The sequence below is a fragment of the Aquimarina sp. MAR_2010_214 genome (assembly GCF_002846555.1).
GTDB lineage: Bacteria > Bacteroidota > Bacteroidia > Flavobacteriales > Flavobacteriaceae > Aquimarina.
Genome location: NZ_PJMS01000001.1, coordinates 2,784,669 through 2,803,853 on the forward strand (window position 1 = coordinate 2,784,669; position 19,185 = coordinate 2,803,853).

General features: G+C 32.7%; 16 protein-coding genes. 3 read left to right on the top strand and 13 right to left on the bottom strand.

The genetic code is table 11. The annotated features are described in order from the left end of the window. Positions 1 to 22 precede the first annotated feature (22 nt). The gene (locus ATE84_RS11790) at positions 23 to 826 is read left to right on the top strand and encodes a 1-acyl-sn-glycerol-3-phosphate acyltransferase (protein ID WP_101448145.1); all 804 of its coding nucleotides are present in this window, start codon (positions 23 to 25) and stop codon (positions 824 to 826) included. A gap of 45 nt (positions 827 to 871) precedes the next feature. Here ATE84_RS11790 and ATE84_RS11795 read toward each other — a convergent pair whose 3' ends face one another. From ATE84_RS11795 to ATE84_RS11845, 12 genes are all read right to left on the bottom strand, one after another. Beyond that, positions 872 to 1,627, bottom strand: a complete 756-nt coding sequence (locus ATE84_RS11795; protein ID WP_101448146.1) for a LytTR family DNA-binding domain-containing protein — start codon at positions 1,625 to 1,627, stop codon at positions 872 to 874. Between the two features lie 96 nt (positions 1,628 to 1,723). Then, positions 1,724 to 2,032 (bottom strand): 2TM domain-containing protein, encoded by a 309-nt coding sequence (locus ATE84_RS11800; RefSeq protein ID WP_101448147.1) that lies wholly within the window; start codon positions 2,030 to 2,032, stop codon positions 1,724 to 1,726. A gap of 43 nt (positions 2,033 to 2,075) precedes the next feature. Next, complete coding sequence (locus ATE84_RS11805; RefSeq protein ID WP_233195791.1) at positions 2,076 to 2,429, bottom strand: 2TM domain-containing protein; 354 nt, start codon at positions 2,427 to 2,429, stop codon at positions 2,076 to 2,078. Then, on the bottom strand, positions 2,422 to 3,774 hold the full coding sequence (locus ATE84_RS11810) for a 2TM domain-containing protein (RefSeq protein WP_101448149.1): 1,353 nt from the start codon (positions 3,772 to 3,774) through the stop codon (positions 2,422 to 2,424). Before ATE84_RS11810 ends, ATE84_RS11805 begins: the two co-directional genes overlap by 8 nt. Positions 3,775 to 3,826: 52 nt before the next feature. Next, positions 3,827 to 4,450, bottom strand: a complete 624-nt coding sequence (locus ATE84_RS11815) for a hypothetical protein (RefSeq protein WP_101448150.1) — start codon at positions 4,448 to 4,450, stop codon at positions 3,827 to 3,829. Between the two features lie 475 nt (positions 4,451 to 4,925). Beyond that, complete coding sequence (locus ATE84_RS11820; protein WP_101448151.1) at positions 4,926 to 5,405, bottom strand: DUF4625 domain-containing protein; 480 nt, start codon at positions 5,403 to 5,405, stop codon at positions 4,926 to 4,928. Positions 5,406 to 5,430: 25 nt separating this feature from the next. After that, on the bottom strand, positions 5,431 to 6,261 hold the full coding sequence (locus ATE84_RS11825) for a hypothetical protein (protein WP_101448152.1): 831 nt from the start codon (positions 6,259 to 6,261) through the stop codon (positions 5,431 to 5,433). A 50-nt stretch (positions 6,262 to 6,311) separates the two neighbouring features. After that, a complete protein-coding gene (locus ATE84_RS11830; RefSeq protein ID WP_101448153.1) occupies positions 6,312 to 8,681 on the bottom strand; it encodes a TonB-dependent receptor in 2,370 nt (789 codons plus the stop codon). A 229-nt stretch (positions 8,682 to 8,910) separates the two neighbouring features. Beyond that, positions 8,911 to 9,219: a hypothetical protein gene (locus ATE84_RS25855; RefSeq protein WP_143273615.1), complete on the bottom strand. Its 309-nt coding sequence runs from the start codon at positions 9,217 to 9,219 to the stop codon at positions 8,911 to 8,913. Between the two features lie 203 nt (positions 9,220 to 9,422). Further along, a complete protein-coding gene (locus ATE84_RS11835; RefSeq protein WP_101448154.1) occupies positions 9,423 to 11,576 on the bottom strand; it encodes a TonB-dependent receptor in 2,154 nt (717 codons plus the stop codon). 365 nt (positions 11,577 to 11,941) lie between these two features. Beyond that, positions 11,942 to 14,692 (bottom strand): S8 family serine peptidase, encoded by a 2,751-nt coding sequence (locus ATE84_RS11840; protein WP_101448155.1) that lies wholly within the window; start codon positions 14,690 to 14,692, stop codon positions 11,942 to 11,944. A gap of 499 nt (positions 14,693 to 15,191) precedes the next feature. After that, positions 15,192 to 16,487 (bottom strand): NAD(P)/FAD-dependent oxidoreductase, encoded by a 1,296-nt coding sequence (locus ATE84_RS11845; protein WP_101448156.1) that lies wholly within the window; start codon positions 16,485 to 16,487, stop codon positions 15,192 to 15,194. A 145-nt stretch (positions 16,488 to 16,632) separates the two neighbouring features. Here ATE84_RS11845 and ATE84_RS11850 point away from each other — a divergent pair, with 145 nt between their 5' ends. Together ATE84_RS11850 and ATE84_RS11855 are read left to right on the top strand one after the other, a co-directional pair. Continuing rightward, a complete protein-coding gene (locus ATE84_RS11850; protein WP_101448157.1) occupies positions 16,633 to 17,127 on the top strand; it encodes an RNA polymerase sigma factor in 495 nt (164 codons plus the stop codon). Between the two features lie 3 nt (positions 17,128 to 17,130). Next, positions 17,131 to 17,754, top strand: coding sequence for a hypothetical protein (locus ATE84_RS11855; RefSeq protein WP_101448158.1), 624 nt, complete (start codon positions 17,131 to 17,133; stop codon positions 17,752 to 17,754). On the opposite strand, the gene ATE84_RS11860 is transcribed toward ATE84_RS11855, so the two are convergent. Next, the gene (locus ATE84_RS11860; protein ID WP_101448159.1) at positions 17,755 to 18,939 is read right to left on the bottom strand and encodes an LETM1-related biofilm-associated protein; all 1,185 of its coding nucleotides are present in this window, start codon (positions 18,937 to 18,939) and stop codon (positions 17,755 to 17,757) included. Between the last annotated feature and the right edge of the window lie 246 nt (positions 18,940 to 19,185).

Here is a 19,185-nt window from a genome sequence, read left to right on the forward strand (position 1 = left end):
TAATACAACCGGTTTTCTACATATGGGATTATTTAAAAGAAATCCATTTGGACATATATTATTTTTAAAAAAATGGCTTATCCGTATTATGGGTGGGTTAACGCATAGTCGTTATAGAGGTTTTAATGAATTACAAATTGAAGGAAGTGAAATTTTTAAGAATCTTCCTGATAATAACGTGTTATTTGTTTCTAATCATCAAACTTATTTTGCTGATGTAGTAGCAATGTTTCATGTCTTTAATGCAAGTTTAAGTGGTCGTACAGACTCTATTAAAAATGTAGGGTATCTGTGGCAACCAAAAATGAATTTATATTACGTTGCTGCAAAAGAGACCATGAGAGCTGGATTGCTAGCAAGAATTCTTTCATATGCAGGAGCTATAACTGTTGAACGTACCTGGAGAGAGAAAGGAAAAGATGTGAATCGCCAGGTAAAAATGAGTGATATCACTAATATTTCAAGAGCATTAGATGACGGGTGGGTGATTACATTTCCGCAGGGAACAACAAAACCTTTTAAGCCTATTCGTAAAGGAACCGCTCATATTATCCGAAGATATAAACCAATAGTAATTCCTATCGTAATAGATGGTTTTAGAAGATCCTTTGATAAAAAAGGTATTCGAATTAAAAAACGAGGAATACTGCAATCTATGGTTATAAAAGAACCGCTGGATATTGATTATGACAATGATTCTATTGATGATATTGTAAGTAAATTAGAGTTTGCAATAGAACAACATCCATCTTTTCTTAAAGTAATTCCGAAGGAAGAATTAGAAGCCGAAGAGGAGTTAAATAAGAAAAGACAGTGGGAATATTAGACTATACTCTTGACTTTTTTTATTGATCGTATAGGGGTAAGAAGATCATTCTAGCCACATCTTAAAATCCTTTACACGCTCTCTTGCTACAATAATTTCTTGTTCGTTAAAATGATTAAGTTTTACTTGTAATCTTGAATTGGTATAGGATATAATATCTTGTATCGCATTTATGTTGATGTAGAACTTTCTGCTTGCTCTAAAAAATTGCTGTGGATTTAATTCGTCTTCAAGAGATTCTAGAGTTGTATCGATCAGATAGTTTCTGTTATCTGTTGTATGCAGATAGGTTCCTTTATTTTCAGAATAAAAACATTCGATATCTTCTACCGAAAATATTTTTAGATGTTGCCCGACCTTTGTTGTAAATCGCTTTTTGTAGGTGCGATCCATGGGGTTTATTAATAGCTTTTTTATATCTTCAAAATCTACCTGAAGCTGTTGTTTTTGTGGTAATTGTTCCTTGTATTTTTGTACCGCAACTTCTAACTCTTCATCGTCTATTGGTTTTAATAGATAATCGATACTATTTAGCTTAAAAGCTTTAAGAGCATATTCGTCATAAGCAGTGGTAAATATAATTGAGCTTTTTATAGTGATTGCATCAAATATTTCAAAAGATAAACCATCACTTAATTGAATATCCAGGAAAATTAGATCCGGATGTTCATTAGTACTAAACCATTCTATAGATTCTTGCACAGAATGTAACATGGTATGTACTTTTATATTTAGTTCACCAAGCATTCTGTTTAGACGTCTGGCAGCAGGTTTTTCATCTTCAATAATTATAATGTTCATTCTTTTAAAGTTAGATAGTTTTAAAGTTTTAAAGAGGTAAAGAATTTATACTTAGTGTGTGTCATTCCTGATTTCACACTTTTATAGTTATTATTTTTATTCCCAACGTTGTTGTTCCTGGCCTTGTTCCTCGTCCATATATTCTCTAATCTTACGATCTTCCCAGTCTTTATCAAACATTGGGTTTATCCTATAAGCTTTGACTGCATGAAAAGCTAAACCGATTCCCCAACCAAATGCAGCCCATAAAAACCAAGCATAATGCCATTCATTTTGATAATAATTTAATCCGGCTAGAAATCCAATAATGATAACATAAGAGAATAAATTATTATAGAATTTTTTTAATTCTTCTACACGTTCTTTTGCCCGTTCATATCTTTTTTCTTTATTAAAATCTTTCATGATAATTAGTTTTTAAGTTTATTGATATTGTTTTAAAAAGAAATTAAAACTTATCCTTGTCCATAAATTCTTTGATTTTTCGTTCTTCCCAGTCTTTGCTGAACATAGATTTTTTAAAGAAATTTTTTAAAAATGATCTTTCTCTAAATACCCATAACCCATGCCCTAGCAGTGCAATACCCCATATTAATGGAGTTAAAATGGTATTCCATGTTTTCCAATTATTAAAACCAGAATCTTGATGGTCTGCACCAGCATATGCCATTACTTTGGACATAAAAAATAGTAAAGCAATATTGATTGCAATATATATAGCAAGATGAGAATAGAATCCTTTTTCATTTTCAAGTCGCTTTTTTGCTTTTTCATAAGCTTTTTCTTCGTTATAATTACTCATGATTTCTTTCATTTGATTCGTTCATGTATTTTCTGATTTTTTCCTCTTCCCAATCCTTACCTAGTATAGGATGGTATCCATAAGTGTCAGAATAATGAAAGATGACTCCAATTCCCCAACCTACAATTGGAAATATAACCCAGGGAATACCAAAGCCTGTTGTTTTATAGTTTAAAATTGCCAGGAAAGGAATAACAATTATATACGAAATCAGATTACCATAAAATTCTTTGATCTTTTGAACACGTTCTTTCGCTCTTTTATATTTTATATTTTTAAGATGTTCTATATTTTCTGAAATTGTCATATCTGCTGATTTTATTTGTTTTGTTAATATTGGAAGCTCTGCAATAAATGCATCTTCCGTTTTATACACCGAAAATCTTCTTTTCGTTAATAGCGCGTATCGTTGTTGTACATTTCCTAAGCCTACGCCACTGCTTTGTTTTATGACTTCTTTAGGTTGAAGATTATTTTCAACGATTAAAAAATTATCTTTTTCATAGATTTTGATATGCAGAGGGTTTTCTGGCATCACTACATTGTGCTTTACCGTATTTTCAAGTAAAATTTGTAATGATAATGGAACTACTCTTGCTTCAGGGTTTGATGCTTGCTCAGGAATCTCAAAAATAATACTGTCTTCAAAGCGTAATTGTATTAAGGTCATATACGTTCGAGCAAATTTTAATTCTTCATCCACAGTAACCAATTCTTTATCTTTTTGCTCTAAAACATATCGATATACTTTTGATAGCGATGTTGTAAATTTTTGTGCCATTTTTGGATTTTCTTCTATTAGAGAGGTCAATACATTAAGGCTGTTAAACAAAAAATGTGGATCTAACTGGTTCTTTAATGCTGCAAATTTTGCTGAAACAGTTCCCGCTATAATCTTTTGCTCGGTAACTTTTGTCTCCTGTAGTGCTTTATAGAAATATACCGTGTGAAAAAATAGCGAAATGATAACTGTTAGTAATAAAGGAAACAGGTAATCTTTAAAAGACTGATCAGCAATAAACTCTGAGATTGTTTGGGTTTTAAGTATAACTACAGCAACAACAAATTGGCATATTGCATACCCTATCATAGTTATGATGATAGAACCTCCGGCTCCAATAAGAACCCTTTGTAACCCCTTGTTTTTCCATTCGAATTTGTTATTTAAAATATTGAAATAAAGAGAATTAAGATATGTTAAAATGAAGCAATACATATAGGCAATAGTCCACCATTTTACAGTAAGGATTCGGTCAAAATTAAATCCATTTACCAGTAAAGTTACCAATGCAACTATTGCAGAGACTACTAGGGAAATAATGGCTATTCTTTTTAAATCATTCATGTATACCTCTTTTATTTTAATGTGATCAAGGGCGAATTTTTAACTTTAAAAATTATCCTTTACAGTTTTCCTGAACACGTTTTACCTGATCTTTACCCCATTTTGGGTAGAACGGAATGTCATGTGATTCGTTTTCAAAATACAAGATAGCTTTTTCTATCTCAGGACAAAAGGCTTTAGGATCTTTACCGAAGAATTTTGCACCTCCCATTTTCCATTCGGCGTGGTATAAAGTCGCTCTGGGGTTTTTAGGCTCTAATACTTTTGCTTTTTGGTATAATTGTTCAACTTTGGCAGACAATGTCATTCCATACACCGCGGGATTGTATGCAACATATGCTGTGTTAAGTAATGCTTCCATAATTAGTATTTCTGCATTGTTACTTGTGTATATTTTTGCTTCATTAAGGTAATCCTGAGCTTTTTTTAATCTGGATTCTATGACTTCTGCATCTTTTATACTAAAAGTAGTGATAATATGAACTTGAGCAGCATAATAATAAGGTAGCCAATTTTCTTTTTCAGCTTTAGCAATACGTTCAAAAAGATTGATGGCTTCATCTGGGTTTTTATTTCCCCATAATTCAAAAGCTTTAATCATTCCTTTTTCATATGATGATTGGGCATTGGTTGCAGTAATGGTAAAAAAAGCAAGTATAATAACTATTGTTTTCATGATGGTTTAATTTTAAATTTATAGGGTAAAGATCATCAGGAAGGTGATCTTTTTAAAGTATTTATGACCGAAGTGTATTATTTAATGGATGAAATGTAACTACACTTATAAATTGATCTTTTACACAATTGCTTTGTCAGAAATAGAGAACTTAGCATCTTCCTATTCTGGTGGCCCAAAACTTTCCTTTTATATTATTACTGACCCCATAAGGCTCTGTAGGAATGCTAAGAAAAGGGCATAGTTTTAATTATTTTTGAGATTAATAAAAGAAGGTGAAGATAAATTTTCTGTCTTACATTCAGTAAAGATAAAATCCTTTAGCTAGATGCTTTGCTGTTATAAAAAGATAACACTTTTATATAAAATATTGAATACTAAAAAGCCCAAACGAAAAACGATTGGGCTTTTGAAAACTGTGAAGGAATTCTTTGGATATTAATATAGAATTCAGCCACTTTGTATGGGGGCTAACTCATTCTATGACTTTTATATCCACAGAGGTTCTGGATTGCCATCCTGTTTTATCTGTAACGGAGTATTGACAATGGTAATCCCCAGTGTCTATATCATTGGGAATAGTTAAAGAAATATTAATTTCATGAATGGTTAATCCATCTTCAATAGGATAGTTTTCCAAAAAAATCAACGGATTGATGGCCTGCTTTATAGGGTTTAAATCGCATTGTGGTTTTTGGTCATCGTGAGTATGATGGTCAAAATTATTATGGATATCCAAACTATAAGAAGCCAGTGCTATATTGTCTGTGACCTTGGCTTTAAAAATATAGGTCTGTCCTTTTACAAGTTGTGTGCAAGCTTTAGGGAATCCTTCACCATAGTTGATGTTTATGGTTGGTTTTTCCTCATCTTTACCAGTACTATCATCGCTCGAACAAGAAACTATAAATAGCCCACAGAGCAAAATAGAAATAGATTTTGTTATTAATCTCATAGTGTTTGTTTCTAACTATTACTTTTTATTTTACAATACTGAAAGGAACCGATAGTTTTACGGCTTCGCTTTCACCTGATTCTTTTACATAAATGTTTAACCAATAATCTCCAAGGGGAGAATCAGGCTCTATAGGCATGTTATGTTTAACATGAGGTTTATTTTGGTTTTTGTAGAGGTTTTCAGGAAGTACTATTACTACATTGTCCCAATCACCAATAGGTACATTTTGTCCTTCCCTCCATTCCTCGAACCACATCTGATATTTTATTTCGCTAACTGTATTACTTTCTGCATCATACTGAAATTCAATATCTAGTTCATCACTTCCAATTTTAATATGATTGTCATTACCGATTTTGACTCCTGTGAATTTTTTAACAATTTCAAATTCCTTCGTTATCAAACTTTCCGAATTATCTTCTTCTACTATCCTTATTTTTAAACTATAAATTCCTTTTGCTGGTCTTATCTTTGGAAAATTTTCATTAACAGGATCAAAGAACACATGGTAATGTATATGAGGATTTAATTGACCTGCATAATGTTTTTCAGGAATCAAATGGTCAGAAACCTGCCATTTGGCTTCCCCGACACCAGGTTCGCTTACATTTACTGGATTAATGTCATAGTAGATTTTTTTTACCTTGCTTTTTCCAGTATATTCAAATTCAGTATGTAGGTCTGGATTGAATTGTGGGACTTTGAAATTGGTATTTCCAATTTCAATATTCTCAAACCTTTCAGGATTGATATCTGCATTGTAAGCTATACTATTATCATCATCACTACTACACGAGTGCATAAAGAGTCCTAGAAAAGCGATAATCGCCAAAAATTTAAGATTTGATTTCATAATGTTTATTTTTGATTATTAATGTTATGCTTGATTTTGGTTGTTTTCTTTTAAAATGGTACTGTTAATGAAACCGATATGTTCCTTCCTGCTTCAGGGACATCTATTAATCGATAGAAACTGGTATGATCGTAATATTTAGTATTGAACACATTATTAAGCTTTAATCGTATTTTCCAGGGTGGTCCATGTTTGAAAATGTCCAGTTCCGTTAGTAAAAACATATGTAGTACCTGATACCCATCCGTCCGTTCTTCCGGAGGGACAATTTCATCTTGGGCAGCGGTTATTCTATAATTTGCCATGAGCTGCGGTCTTTTCAAAAAGAAAAGGTTCTTAAACTGATAGCTCGCAGTAAATAAGCTGGACAAAGGAGGTGAAAAGGGTAGCGTAAAGTCTTTTTTGGGACCACTTGTTTGTCTAGAATATACATACTCTAGAGAGGCATCTAATTGTAGGTTTTTAAATAAAGTAATGTTGGTGCTTATTTCTCCCCCGACCCTAAAGACCTTGCTTTGGGTGTATTCGTAAATTTGTAAGGTTTCATAGTAATTCGGAGTTGGATTCAAATAAATATAGTTGTCAAAAAAGTTTATAAAAGGGCTTATCCTCACGCCAAACTTTTTTGTAGTATGGTCAATATCTATATCCAATTGATACGATTCTTCCACATCCAAATCAGAATTCCCTTTTTCATATCGATACATGTGGTAATTGACCCCGTCTGAAGTTAATTCATTGGTCAAAGGCATTCTAAAACTCTTTCCAAGGTTTATTTTATAGGTAGTGTTTTTTCTGATATAACTTAGACCAACTGAAGTACTGATATTTCCAAAGTCTAGCGTTTTGTTTTGCGCTCTTTGTAAATTTACAAAGGAGGTGGTACCATCACTATTATTAATTGTAGAAGGATACCAATCGTAATATGATTTAGTATCCAAAAAACCATAATCATAGCGTAATCCAGCCTGAAAATGTAAATCAGGACGAATCTCAAATTGGTCATAAATGAATGCTCCAGCGGTAAATCGACTATACTCTGGAATTAAAAACCCCCAGCCATTAATGGTATTTTCCTGAAATTCTATGTTTATGCCCGCTATAGTGGTATGCTTGTCATTTAGTTTGAAAACATCTCTCCCATTTAGAGAGTAGGTATGCTTATTAAATCCTCGCTCTTTACTATCTGATGGCTTGGGCATATAACCATGGGGAACGGGTTCTGAATGTTCTTCTCTTAGGTTGTTTTGATAGCCAAGATCAAAATGAAAGGTATGTATCCCGCTGACTATCGAGGTATTATTGGTTATTTTAAAATGATTTACTTTATGAAAAGGAAGGTCTATGTCCCTATTAGAACGATCATAATCAATACTTGAAGTCCTGACTTCCAATCCATGAGCATTGGCAAAAAAACCATTCTTTGCATTGACATTGCTGAAAAAAGTTTCTGATTTTATCTTATCTGAAGCATATCCAATACTAAAACCTACGTTAGCTTCTTTTCCAGCTGTATTCCTTAAATAATTGTTATGTAATTCGAAAATATAATTTTCATATCTTATTTCATCTGTCGGCACCTTGTAATCTCCATAATCACGAAATGTTAATCTTCCTCGATAAAACCACTTTTCCTTTCTTGCCTGAATTCCTGCCGAAACTCCCAATAGGTCATTATTACTTTCTGCTAATAGATCTACCTCTCCATTGAAAGAATTCCGTGATGGAATTTTAGAAGGCTGTATGTCCACCACTCCTGCGATGGCATCAGATCCGTATAGCAAGGATGCAGGACCTTTTATAACCTGTATGTTTTTAATACCGTATTGATCTATCTCTAAGCCATGGTCACTGCCCCATTGTTGAGCTTCATGTTTTATTCCGTTTTGGATCACAGAGATTCTATTGAATCCGAGTCCTCTAATGACAGGCTTGGATTGTCCCGAACCAATATTGATGGTACTAACTCCAGGAATTTTCTTTAGAGTCTGCATTAAACTATTTTCCCTGTTTTTGTCTAAAAACTCTTTAGAAACGATATGGGAGACTATAGGGGACTCCTTGGTTTTTCTTTTTTTGGTTTTATGATGTACCTCTACTTCTTCAAGTGCTGTAGTGGTTGCATTCAAGGATACTATTACTTCCTTCATTCCTGGCCCAACTAGAATAGTCAACGTTTCAGGGGAATAGCCAATACGAGATATTTTAAAGATGTAAGAACCTTTAATAATATTTTTTATGGTAAACTTGCCAGTTAAAGATGAAGTTGCAAATAAATTTTCACAAATAATATTAGCACCTTCAATAGGTTTTAGGGTATTAGCATTTATTACAGATCCTTTTATTTGAAAAGAATCTTGAGCAAATGCTATTGAGCATAGGCAAAAACTTAGCCAGATGCTCAGTATTTTATGAATCATGATTTTGGATACTATTAGATTTGAACAATTGCTCCTAAAGTGGAACCATTACAAAACCTATACATGTATTTATTAAGAGTCCTAGAATTGTTATCAACGCTATCTACTTGATTTGATAACTAAAATACGATTATGCCCAACCTATTATTGAGCAGATACTTTATCTCTAATAAAAATAAATAATCGAACTGATATTGATTCTTAAATAATTAAAATGTACCGGGAAATTTTATAGTAAAGAAGGAGGGGGGCGGGAAAAAAGCTGGTCAGGACGAATAGTGCCACAACTAAAGAAATCATAGTGTTTGACCATCTCTCGTTGAACAACAAATTCTGTGTTTTCAAATGTGAAACCCTGCGTATCTGGTGTAATGAAGGGAGTTAAATCATGAATAATGGCATGTTCGCAAATGGTACAATGTACTATTTTATCCTTGTCACATGTGTGGAAAAGCATATGAAAATCTCCTATCTTCATCGAAAGAAAAAGGATAAGAAAAATATAGACCACATTGTATTTAATGCAACTGTGTTTCATTAACAAGCAAATCTATTATAAAAAATAAAAAACAATGCTAAAAAAATACTAAAATACTAGGGCAAAAGCATTGAAAAAAATAGAAACAGGTATAACTAATTGAGATAAAGCTTTTAAATAAAAAACAATAGGTTTAAAGTTTTGCTCAATAGAGAATACAGAGGTAAAGTATTAAGGGTTTATTAATGATTTGTTTTTTAATCTTATAGATTATCTAATTGATTATCGGTTTTATTATCACTGATGGTCCAGAAAAAACCAACAATAAAAAAGCGATCTGCATTAGGTCTTATAGCTCGTCTGGAGAAATTTCCATCGACATTGGGAGTATTTGCATATTGATAGTTAAAAACATTATCAAACCCTAGTACATTAGAAACCGAGAAGTATAGGATTTTTTGTTGGCTGATAAGATATGCCCAACTAAAGTTGATTGAATTATAAGTTTTTGTCTTTTCATTTTGAAACACAGATTGATTGGGATCATTATAAGGTCTGCCAGAAGCAAAATTATAGGTGGCACTCATTAATGATTTCCAATCTTCGATCCAATATTTAGTAACCAGAGACAGGTTGTGTTTTGCTGCAAAATTTGGAGTCGCTTTATTTGGATAATTTTTGTAATCTCTTTTAGTATCGAGATAAGAATAACTGGCCCAATACTCGAGATTCTTGATAGATTTGTTATCTCGCCAGAAGATATCTAGTCCAGCAGCATAACCACTTCCATTATTAGTATACAAACTAGTAAACTCCGGGCGATCTGTATCAAATTTAACGAGTTCTTCATACGATTTGTAATAAGCTTCGGCTCTAAAAGTCCTTCGATTATTTTGATATAGGTAATTAAAAATATAATGCGATGATTTTTCGGGTTCCAGAGTTTCATTATATTTTAAAACATCTTGTTGTGGTGCTTGGTAAAAATCCCCATAGGCTAATGATACCTGAGACTTTGATGATGTTTTATATGCTAAAGAAGCTCTGGGTGAGACCTTGGTATATTCTAACACCGTATTATGAACTCCGCGAACTCCTATTTGCATTGCGAGTTTTTTACTGAAAAACACATTAGCTTCGGTAAAAACTGCAGTACTATTATTATCAAATGAACTTTTAAAAACATTAGAATTAGGAACAGAAACATTTTCTGAAAACATAGCTAGATATTGTTCTGCGCCAAAATTTAATTTAAAACGATTGCTAAACCTCTTTCTCAATTTTAGTTTAAAATGAAAACTGTTCTCATTGTTATCGACGTTGGTATTTACAATTTTAATATCGTTATGATCATTTGCAAAACTAGTACCAGTTGCAATAGTCCAATCATTACTCAAACTTCCTTTATATGAAGTATTGAGATATAAATTTCTGTTTTTAAGTCCAAAATTAACTCCTTCGGGTGTATTGATATCTTCTTGAACAAGATCAAATTCGGAGTAGTTTAAACCTCCGTATACTTTTAAAAGTCCTTTTTTGAATGTATGGCGGTATACCGTTTCTCCTGATAACGATTCGTACGGTTTTTTCCAATCTACCCGTTGTGATATGATTTCCTGATATGGTTTTAGGTTTAGGTAAAAAGCATTAATACTAAGTGAGTTGTTTTTCCACTTTTGTGTATTTCCTATACCAAGTCCAACACTAATAAAAGATAAGTCTGTTTTTTCCTGATCGGGTTCATCGATAGTATTTAACAATAAAACACTTGATAGTGCATCACCATATTCTGCAGAATAACCTCCTGTAGAAAAGTTAGTGCCCTTAAAAAGAAAAGGCGAAAACCTCCCACGGGTTGGGATATTATTTGTAGTTGCAGCAAAGGGCTGAAAAACCCTTAGACCATCGATATAGATATTAGTTTCATTGGCATCTCCACCGCGTACAAAAAGCCTACCGTCTTCGGCAACAGTAGAAGTTCCTGGTAGGGTCTGGAAAGCACCAATGTAATCTCCAGCAGCACCTGCTGTAGTAACAATGTCTAAAGGAGAGAGTACAGAAGCCTTGCTGTTATCTCCAGCAGAAAATGTTCCGGCATTAAGAACGACACTGCCTAAAGAATTTACATCTTCTCTTAGTACAATTTTTAAATTGCTCATTGTAGAGACATCGGTTAATATCGTATATGTCTCAAAAGAAAGAAAAGAAACTAGTAAGGTTTGAGGCCCTGTTTCTGAAGAAGAGAAAGAAAAAGACCCGTTTTTGTCGGTGGATCCTCCATCATAAGTTCCGTCGAGATAGACATTTGCTCCTTCGATTGGGATTCCTGATGCATCGGTCACGTTTCCTGTAATAGTGGTTTGAGCGTTTGTGGAGAATAAAATTGTGATAAAGACAAAGGTTAGTGCTAGTTTCATGTATATAATAGTTTTTTGATTGCGAGTTCAAAAATGGCCTATCTATACAAAAACTGAAATTGAATTTTACCGAACTGTAGAATTTTAAGGACTAACTGTTTTATGAGAAAACACTTTTCTTTATGAATCTTTAGTGTGAGTAGTTTTTCTATTTCCAATAATGATTGAACTACTCTCTTATAATTGCTATTATAAGTATTCATGGTAGACTAATTCCTTATGATATAAATTTGATAGTGACACAATTTTGTAATAAAAGGACAAAGAAATTAGTTGAATGTATAGAAAGAATAAGGGCTGTTTACTACTAACAGCCCTTATGTTTTTGATGTTTTTTTAATACAAGTACTACAATGATACTGTCTTTAGAATACCATTACTTGTTTTATAATACTTTTATTTTTACTATCAGTAATGATCAAGTGATATAAGCCTTGCGGTAAATTGCTAGTATCGAATTCTTTTAGAAGTATACCTTTATCAGTATTTATTTGATTTTTGGTTATTACGTTACCCATATTATTGATTAGCTTAATGGTATAACTTCCTTTTTCTGGAATATTAATTTCTGCTTTGAACATATTATGAGCAGGGTTTGGAAAATTAACAACACTAAGAAGATCATCACCATTATCTGTAGGAATTTGTGTATTTTCATTATCTACAAGTAAAACACCATTACCTTTAATATGTACCTTATAATCTTCTACTTCTCCAAAGAAAGGAGGGGCACAAGAATCTGGGTATTTAAAACCACCATATATATGAGATACTCTTAATCCAGCAATTCCGTTTTTTACATTTGTAGGTACGCTAAAAGTTTGCGATAAAGGACTGCTACCGTTAGTTATTCCTTCAAGAATGATTTCGTCATCTGCAAATACACCATCCTGATTAAAATCTATCCATGCTCTGAATCTATTCTTGCTAAAACCAAATGTACCGCCTGTAGCTACGTTAATAGTATAGGTATTTCCTTTTTGAAGATCGGTAGAAAGATGAGTATAATCTCCATAGCCCCCATCACTACCAGAAGTATTATTTATACTTTCTAGTTGTACTAATTTGGTGTGACTAAAAGCTGTATTACCACCTGAAGGGTCACAATATGGAATATCAGGTGTCATAACAGAAATAATAGCACTATATGCTGTGTCACTTATAGGGTTTTTGGCTTTTACTCTAAACTCATAATTAGTTAATTGAGAAGCTTCTGTTTCAAATTCATTATCTTCAATACCAGTAGTTGTGTTCCAGTCTTTTCCATTTTCTCTGAACTGCACATCATATTCTTTAGATCCATATACATGATCCCAAGTAAATTTGATGAAGTTAAAACGTAAGACAGGTGCTGTGATATTTTTTGGTGTACTTGACAAAGCTGGCCAATCTGGAGTAGTAGCCTTGATAGGGGTAGTATATTCACTCTCTCCAGCAAAATTTTCGGCTTTTATACGTATCTCATATTGAGTAGTCGCATCTGTTTTTACAGTTATCGTATTACTTAATAGCTTTTCATAAGTTATCCAGTTCCCATTTATTTTTCTTATTTGTAGATTGTAATATACAGCTGTATTTACTTTGTCCCAAACCAATGTGATTCTTGCTGGTTCTACCACTGAGGTCTTTAAATTTTGTGGTGCTGGGGGCGGTTCATTTGAGGCTGTTGAAACCGCTTTTAGAGCGTTTATAGCTCCTGTACCTAAACCAGATTCATCTAATGGATCAGTTGCCAGTGTTAATAATTCTCTTAGTTCTTCATTGGTAAGTATACCATAAGCTCGAGATAGTACTAGGGCAGCTACTCCCGAAACATGAGGACAAGCCATTGAAGTACCTGACATGGTTCCATATTTATTATTAAGCATAGTACTTAATACATCTGAACCAGGAGCAGAAAGATCTACCCAGCTACCAAAATTAGAATAAGAAGCTTTCTTGTTGTCTTTATCAAGTGCAGAAACTGCCATACAACGCTCGTACTTACCAGGGTAATAATCCCCATCTTTATTATCATTACCCGAAGCAAAGATAACCAGTCCACCTTGCATAGCCGTACCATTACCTCCAGCTTTATCAGTAAAATAATCAATTGCATCTTTAAATTCTGCAGGAAAATTAGAAGAATTAAAACCCCAACTATTCTGGGAAATAACAGCTCCATTATCTGCAGCATATATAAATGCATCTGCATCAACTTCTCCTGAATTTGATACTAATATCTGGCATGACATTAGTCTTACACCATCTCCTTTTCCAGTGCCTCCAGCTATACCAGACACACCTATGCCATTATTGGTTTCTGCTGCAACAGTACCAGCTACATGAGTACCGTGTTCACCAGGAGAGATCTCACCCTTGTCCTGATTGAAATTATACCCATAATAATCATCTACATAGCCATTATTATCATCATCAATATTGTTACCAGGAATTTCATCATCATTGGTCCACATATTATTTTTTAGATCTTCATGATTGTAATCAATTCCTAGGTCAGTGATTGCAACAACTACATTTGAGTTACCTGTTACTAAGTCCCATGCATCTGGTAGGTTTATATCTGCTCCTGGAGTACCCCCATTTTGCCCCGTATTATTATAATGCCACTGATCACTATATTTGGGATCATTTGGAGTAAACGTTTTATTGTTAATCTCTTTTTTGTTTACATTAGGTTTATCTAATAGAGAAGCTCTACGGATATACGAAGTAGTACTAATCTCAGATAGCGCAGAGAATTTCTGCATTAAGACCTTTAAATCAATATTAGTATTAAATTCTACTTCATACCATAGATGTAAGCCATATTCTTGATGTTTGGCTTCATGTTTCCCCCCATGACGGAAGACCCGCTTCATCTTAATAGCTCCAGATTTTTTACATATGGCATCAAAGCGAGTGATACCTGTAGGAATGACACCATCAAACTTGGGATTATCTGCACGTATTTGCATTATTGATTTGGCGTGCTTTTCAAGGGTGTTTTGTTGGTTTTTGTCGAATTTTACTCGAATACTTCCTTTTTTTATGCCAGTCTTCGAAAATGGATTTTGGCCATAAGATAAATGCATTGTGAGTAATCCAAATAGGATTGCTAAAATTTTAGTTTTCATAATTGTTAGGTTTTAAGAATTTGTGTTATGGTAATATCGTAAAAAATAAAAGTTAATATTATCATTTATAAGATACTACGTAAGGTTTATTTAATATAACTCTTTTTTTAAAAAGTATTTATGTTATGGTTTCCTTGTATATAAAGAAGAATAATTTTTCCTGTTCAGGTAAAAGTAAGAAATGTACTACTAGTTGATTTGCTATCTGTTGATTGTGTGAAGTTGTACAAGAGTATAGAAAAACCAGAAGATATAAATCTATCTCATTTACCAAAACGTTATACTAGTTGTAGTAGGATTCAAAATGTATTCTTAAGTACTATTTAATAATACCACATAGGCCTTAATATTGGCACGGGATATAAAGTGATGATTACTTATGAGTTCGAAACCAAAAGAGAGAGGGAGTTATCTGTAGAAAATACTATTTATCAATGAAAAGAATATAAAAACTTAGAATTTGAATCAAAATGCATAAAAAAAGAGTTTTTATCTCAGGTTACACTCGTTCTATAGTATCTTCTTTATTCTTAAACGGCCTTACTATTAATCTTGCTGCTTTATCATAATTTATGTAATTGTATACCCAGTTGAAGAAAGTTACAAATCGATTTCTAAAACCTACCAGGAACCATAGATGAATAAACATCCATATAAACCAGGCAAAGAAGCCTCCGAATTTAAATTTTCCGATATCAACTACGGCTTTATTGCGACCAATCGTAGCCATAGACCCTTTGTCAAAATATTTAAAAGGGATCATATCTTTACCTCTAAGGTAGCGTTTTAAGTTTTTGGCAAGATGACTTCCTTGTTGTATTGCCGGTTGTGCTACCATTGGATGTCCCTTGGGATATTTTTTAGTTTCCATTACAGAAATATCGCCTATAGCAAAAATATTTTCGTACCCATCGACCTGATTAAATTCGTTTACTTTATAACGATTAGCTCTTGGGATTAGAGATTCTGATTGTATTCCTGATACGGGCGCCCCTGTTACACCAGCAGACCATATAAAGGTGGCGGTTCTAAGGGATAAATCCGTATTAGTACTTACAATATTATTTTCATAATGTTGTACCTGGGTATTGGTATGAATATGTACTCCTAATTTTTTCAAGAATTTTGCAGCTTTTTCTGATGCATGTTCACTCATGGGAGGGAGCACACGAGGTGCACCTTCTATCAGATGAATTTCCATATCATCAAAATTCATATCTGGATAATCTCTGGGGAGTACATTTAATTTTAATTCTGCAATTCCTCCTGCTAGTTCAACTCCTGTTGGTCCAGCACCTGCAAGGACAAAACGCAGAAGTTCTTTCCTTTCTTCTGGATCTGTAGTAATCACTGCTTGCTCCAGGTTTTCGAGCATTAAACTACGTAGATTTAGTGCTTGCGGTAAATTTTTCATTCGCATCGCATTATTTTCTATAGTAGTATTACCAAAGAAATTGGTTCGTGCACCTGTAGCAATAACAAGGTAGTCATATGAGATGCTACCGATATTGGTATGTATGTTCTGAATATCTGGATCTATGGCAGTTACTTCTGCCATCCTAAAAAAAGTATTTTTACCTCTCTTAACAATCTTACGAAGTGGATATGCTATAGAATCCGGCTCTAATGATGATGTAGATACTTGATAAAGAAGTGGTTGAAAAGTGTGGTAATTATGTCGGTCTAATAGGATCAGTTGAACATCTTCTTTAACCATTTTTCTCGCTAATGCAACTCCGGCAAAACCCCCGCCAATTACGACTAATCTGGGTAAATTGGTATGTGGAATATTCATAAGATATATGTTGTTCTACAAAGATAAAGTGATAAAATTATATACCCTACAGAATACTTGGATTTATGACTAAAATTATCATACTTTTATTTTTATTTGTAACATAAACGTTTTCTTGACTACATATAAGAAGTAACCGATCAAAGTGAATAAAGAATTAGAACATAGTTTTGTAACCAATCTTGAGCAAAATCAAAATATTGTGCACAAGGTCTGTAGGATATACACCAGTGACTCTGATTCACATAATGATTTGTTTCAGGAAATAACGATTCAGCTTTGGAAAGCGTATCCCAAGTTTAGAGGAGATGCAAAGTTTAGCACCTGGATGTATAGAGTAGCATTAAATACTGCAATTACGTTATACAGAAGATCCAAAAGAAGTATTAAGACTGCTGATCTTGATACCATGAATTTTAAAATAAAAGCTGAAGAATATGACGATGAGGTGGAGCAACAACTTAAATTAATGTATGCAGCAGTAAAACAATTAAATGATATTGAAAAAGCTCTGGTTTTCTTATATCTTGAAGATAAATCATATAAAGAAATAGCTAATACGATGGGGATTAGTGAAGTAAATGCCCGAGTGAAGATGAATAGAGTAAAAACGAAGTTGAAAAAAATATTAAATCCTTAGCCCATGGATGAATTAGAACTATTAAAGAAAGACTGGAAGAAGCAAGAAGATGTGCTTCCCAAGTTATCATATAAAGAAATATATCAGATGATTTTAAAAAAATCGTCTTCTATTGTAAGATGGATTTTTATCATTAGCGTTTTAGAATTTCTATTATGGGCTTCTCTAGATGTTATATTTAGACTAAATGGAATGTATGCGAAGGCTGAAAAGGTAGATATGGGATCATTCTCTTTAATAGCGTCAATTATTTCTTATGCTATCTTATTATACTTTATTACACGTTTTTATTTGAATTATAAAAAAATAGAAGCTACCGATTCAGCTAAGGTATTGATGGAAAATATTCTTAAAACTCGAAGAACCGTAAAACAATATATTGGAGTAAATATTAGTTTTTTTGCATTTGCGATGGTTGCTTCAATGAGTTATATTCTTTTGTTTACCGAAGAATTTCAGAACCAGCCTATAGAAAACCAACCACCTATATGGTTAATTGTCGGAGTTACCTTGTTTGTTACCTTATTTTTTATAGGGATGATTTTATTATTCTACAGAATCATATATGGGATTTTTACTCGTAGATTGAAGAGGAATTATAAAGAACTTGAAAAACTTGAGATATAATTATTTATTCTCATTAAATGCAGAGGGTAATAATTGCGGAATAAACTTAACCAGTAATGGTAATAGTAGACTTCCGCCAGGAAGAATAAAAATAGCCAGCGAAGGTATCGTTTTACAAATATCTAGCAATTGTTTTTTTACTTGTTGTTTTTCTTCCTTAGATAAATCCCGCATAGTGGATTGCCCTAATAAAATCATTAAGTCTTTACTTTCAGAGATTTCTTTAATTAACCTTTTTTTATTTCTTAATATTAATACACTAACTGTTCGAGAGGTTTGTTGGTAAAAATGTAATGCAGGATTCGAATAGTTAAAAAACGAAATATCTTCTTTATGTTGATTAATAAAGGATTGAACTAAATCAATTGATTCTACTATTAATTCATTAGATAGTTCAAGCTCTGTACCCAGGGCTAACATAAAACTCTGTTCTTCTTTATCTACTTCTTTATCATTCCAAACAGCCAGACTGGTAAGATCCAGAATGTATTTTTTTTCAATTTCGTCTGTATAAGGATCTAATTCTATATAATCAAAACTAGCCTCTTCTTCTGTAGAAATATTAGTGTATCGCACAGATGATGAGAATAACTTAACTAAAAGCATGTCATATTCATCCTGCTCCTTTTTAGAGTTTAAAGCAAGAAAAACAGTATTTATTAGAGTTTCCTCCAATTTGGCGGCATATTCAAAAGGATTCTTATCATGTATAAGAAAATACTCAAAAGCCAACACATCGATAAATAATAATGCATTGGTTAATAGATGACTGAAGTTTTTCTTAAAAACAGATTCATTTGTTTGTATGCGAGCATGTATAATTTTTTCTAACTTTTCATTTTTATTTCCAGGAAGTATGTTACCTAATGAAAAAATAGATTTTTTGGTGTCTAAAAAATTATAGAACTGTATAAGTGCATCAACGCAATCATTTTTATCAGCATTTTCTATAGTATCATAATAGGTAATGACTAGTGCAGCGAACAAATTGATCTTTGTCTTTTCTTCTTCAGAATAAACAATATCCGAATCATTAACTATAATAGTATCTATAGAAGTACCATAGATAAAACCTACTCGTCTTAAATCAAGATATAGTTCATCAAATGACCATTGAGGCAAATTGGGATCGCCATCTAGATCTCGCAAAAATTTTTCTATCCAACCCGAAGTTGAAGGATTCATTGATTAATGATTTGTTGCAAAGTTAATTTTATTTTGATGAAATGCTATTTTGAAAAGTTATTAAAATATTTTAATAAAAATGAAACTTCTAATATGCTATAGCAGCCATAAAATAAGTCATATAAGTGATATCAAAAGATATTAAAACAAAGGTCTATAGGATTACCATAAAACATGTATATTGACATCAATAGGAGCGCAAGAAATGGGTTTTGAGAATCCGATAATTATCAGAGTTTTATAAAT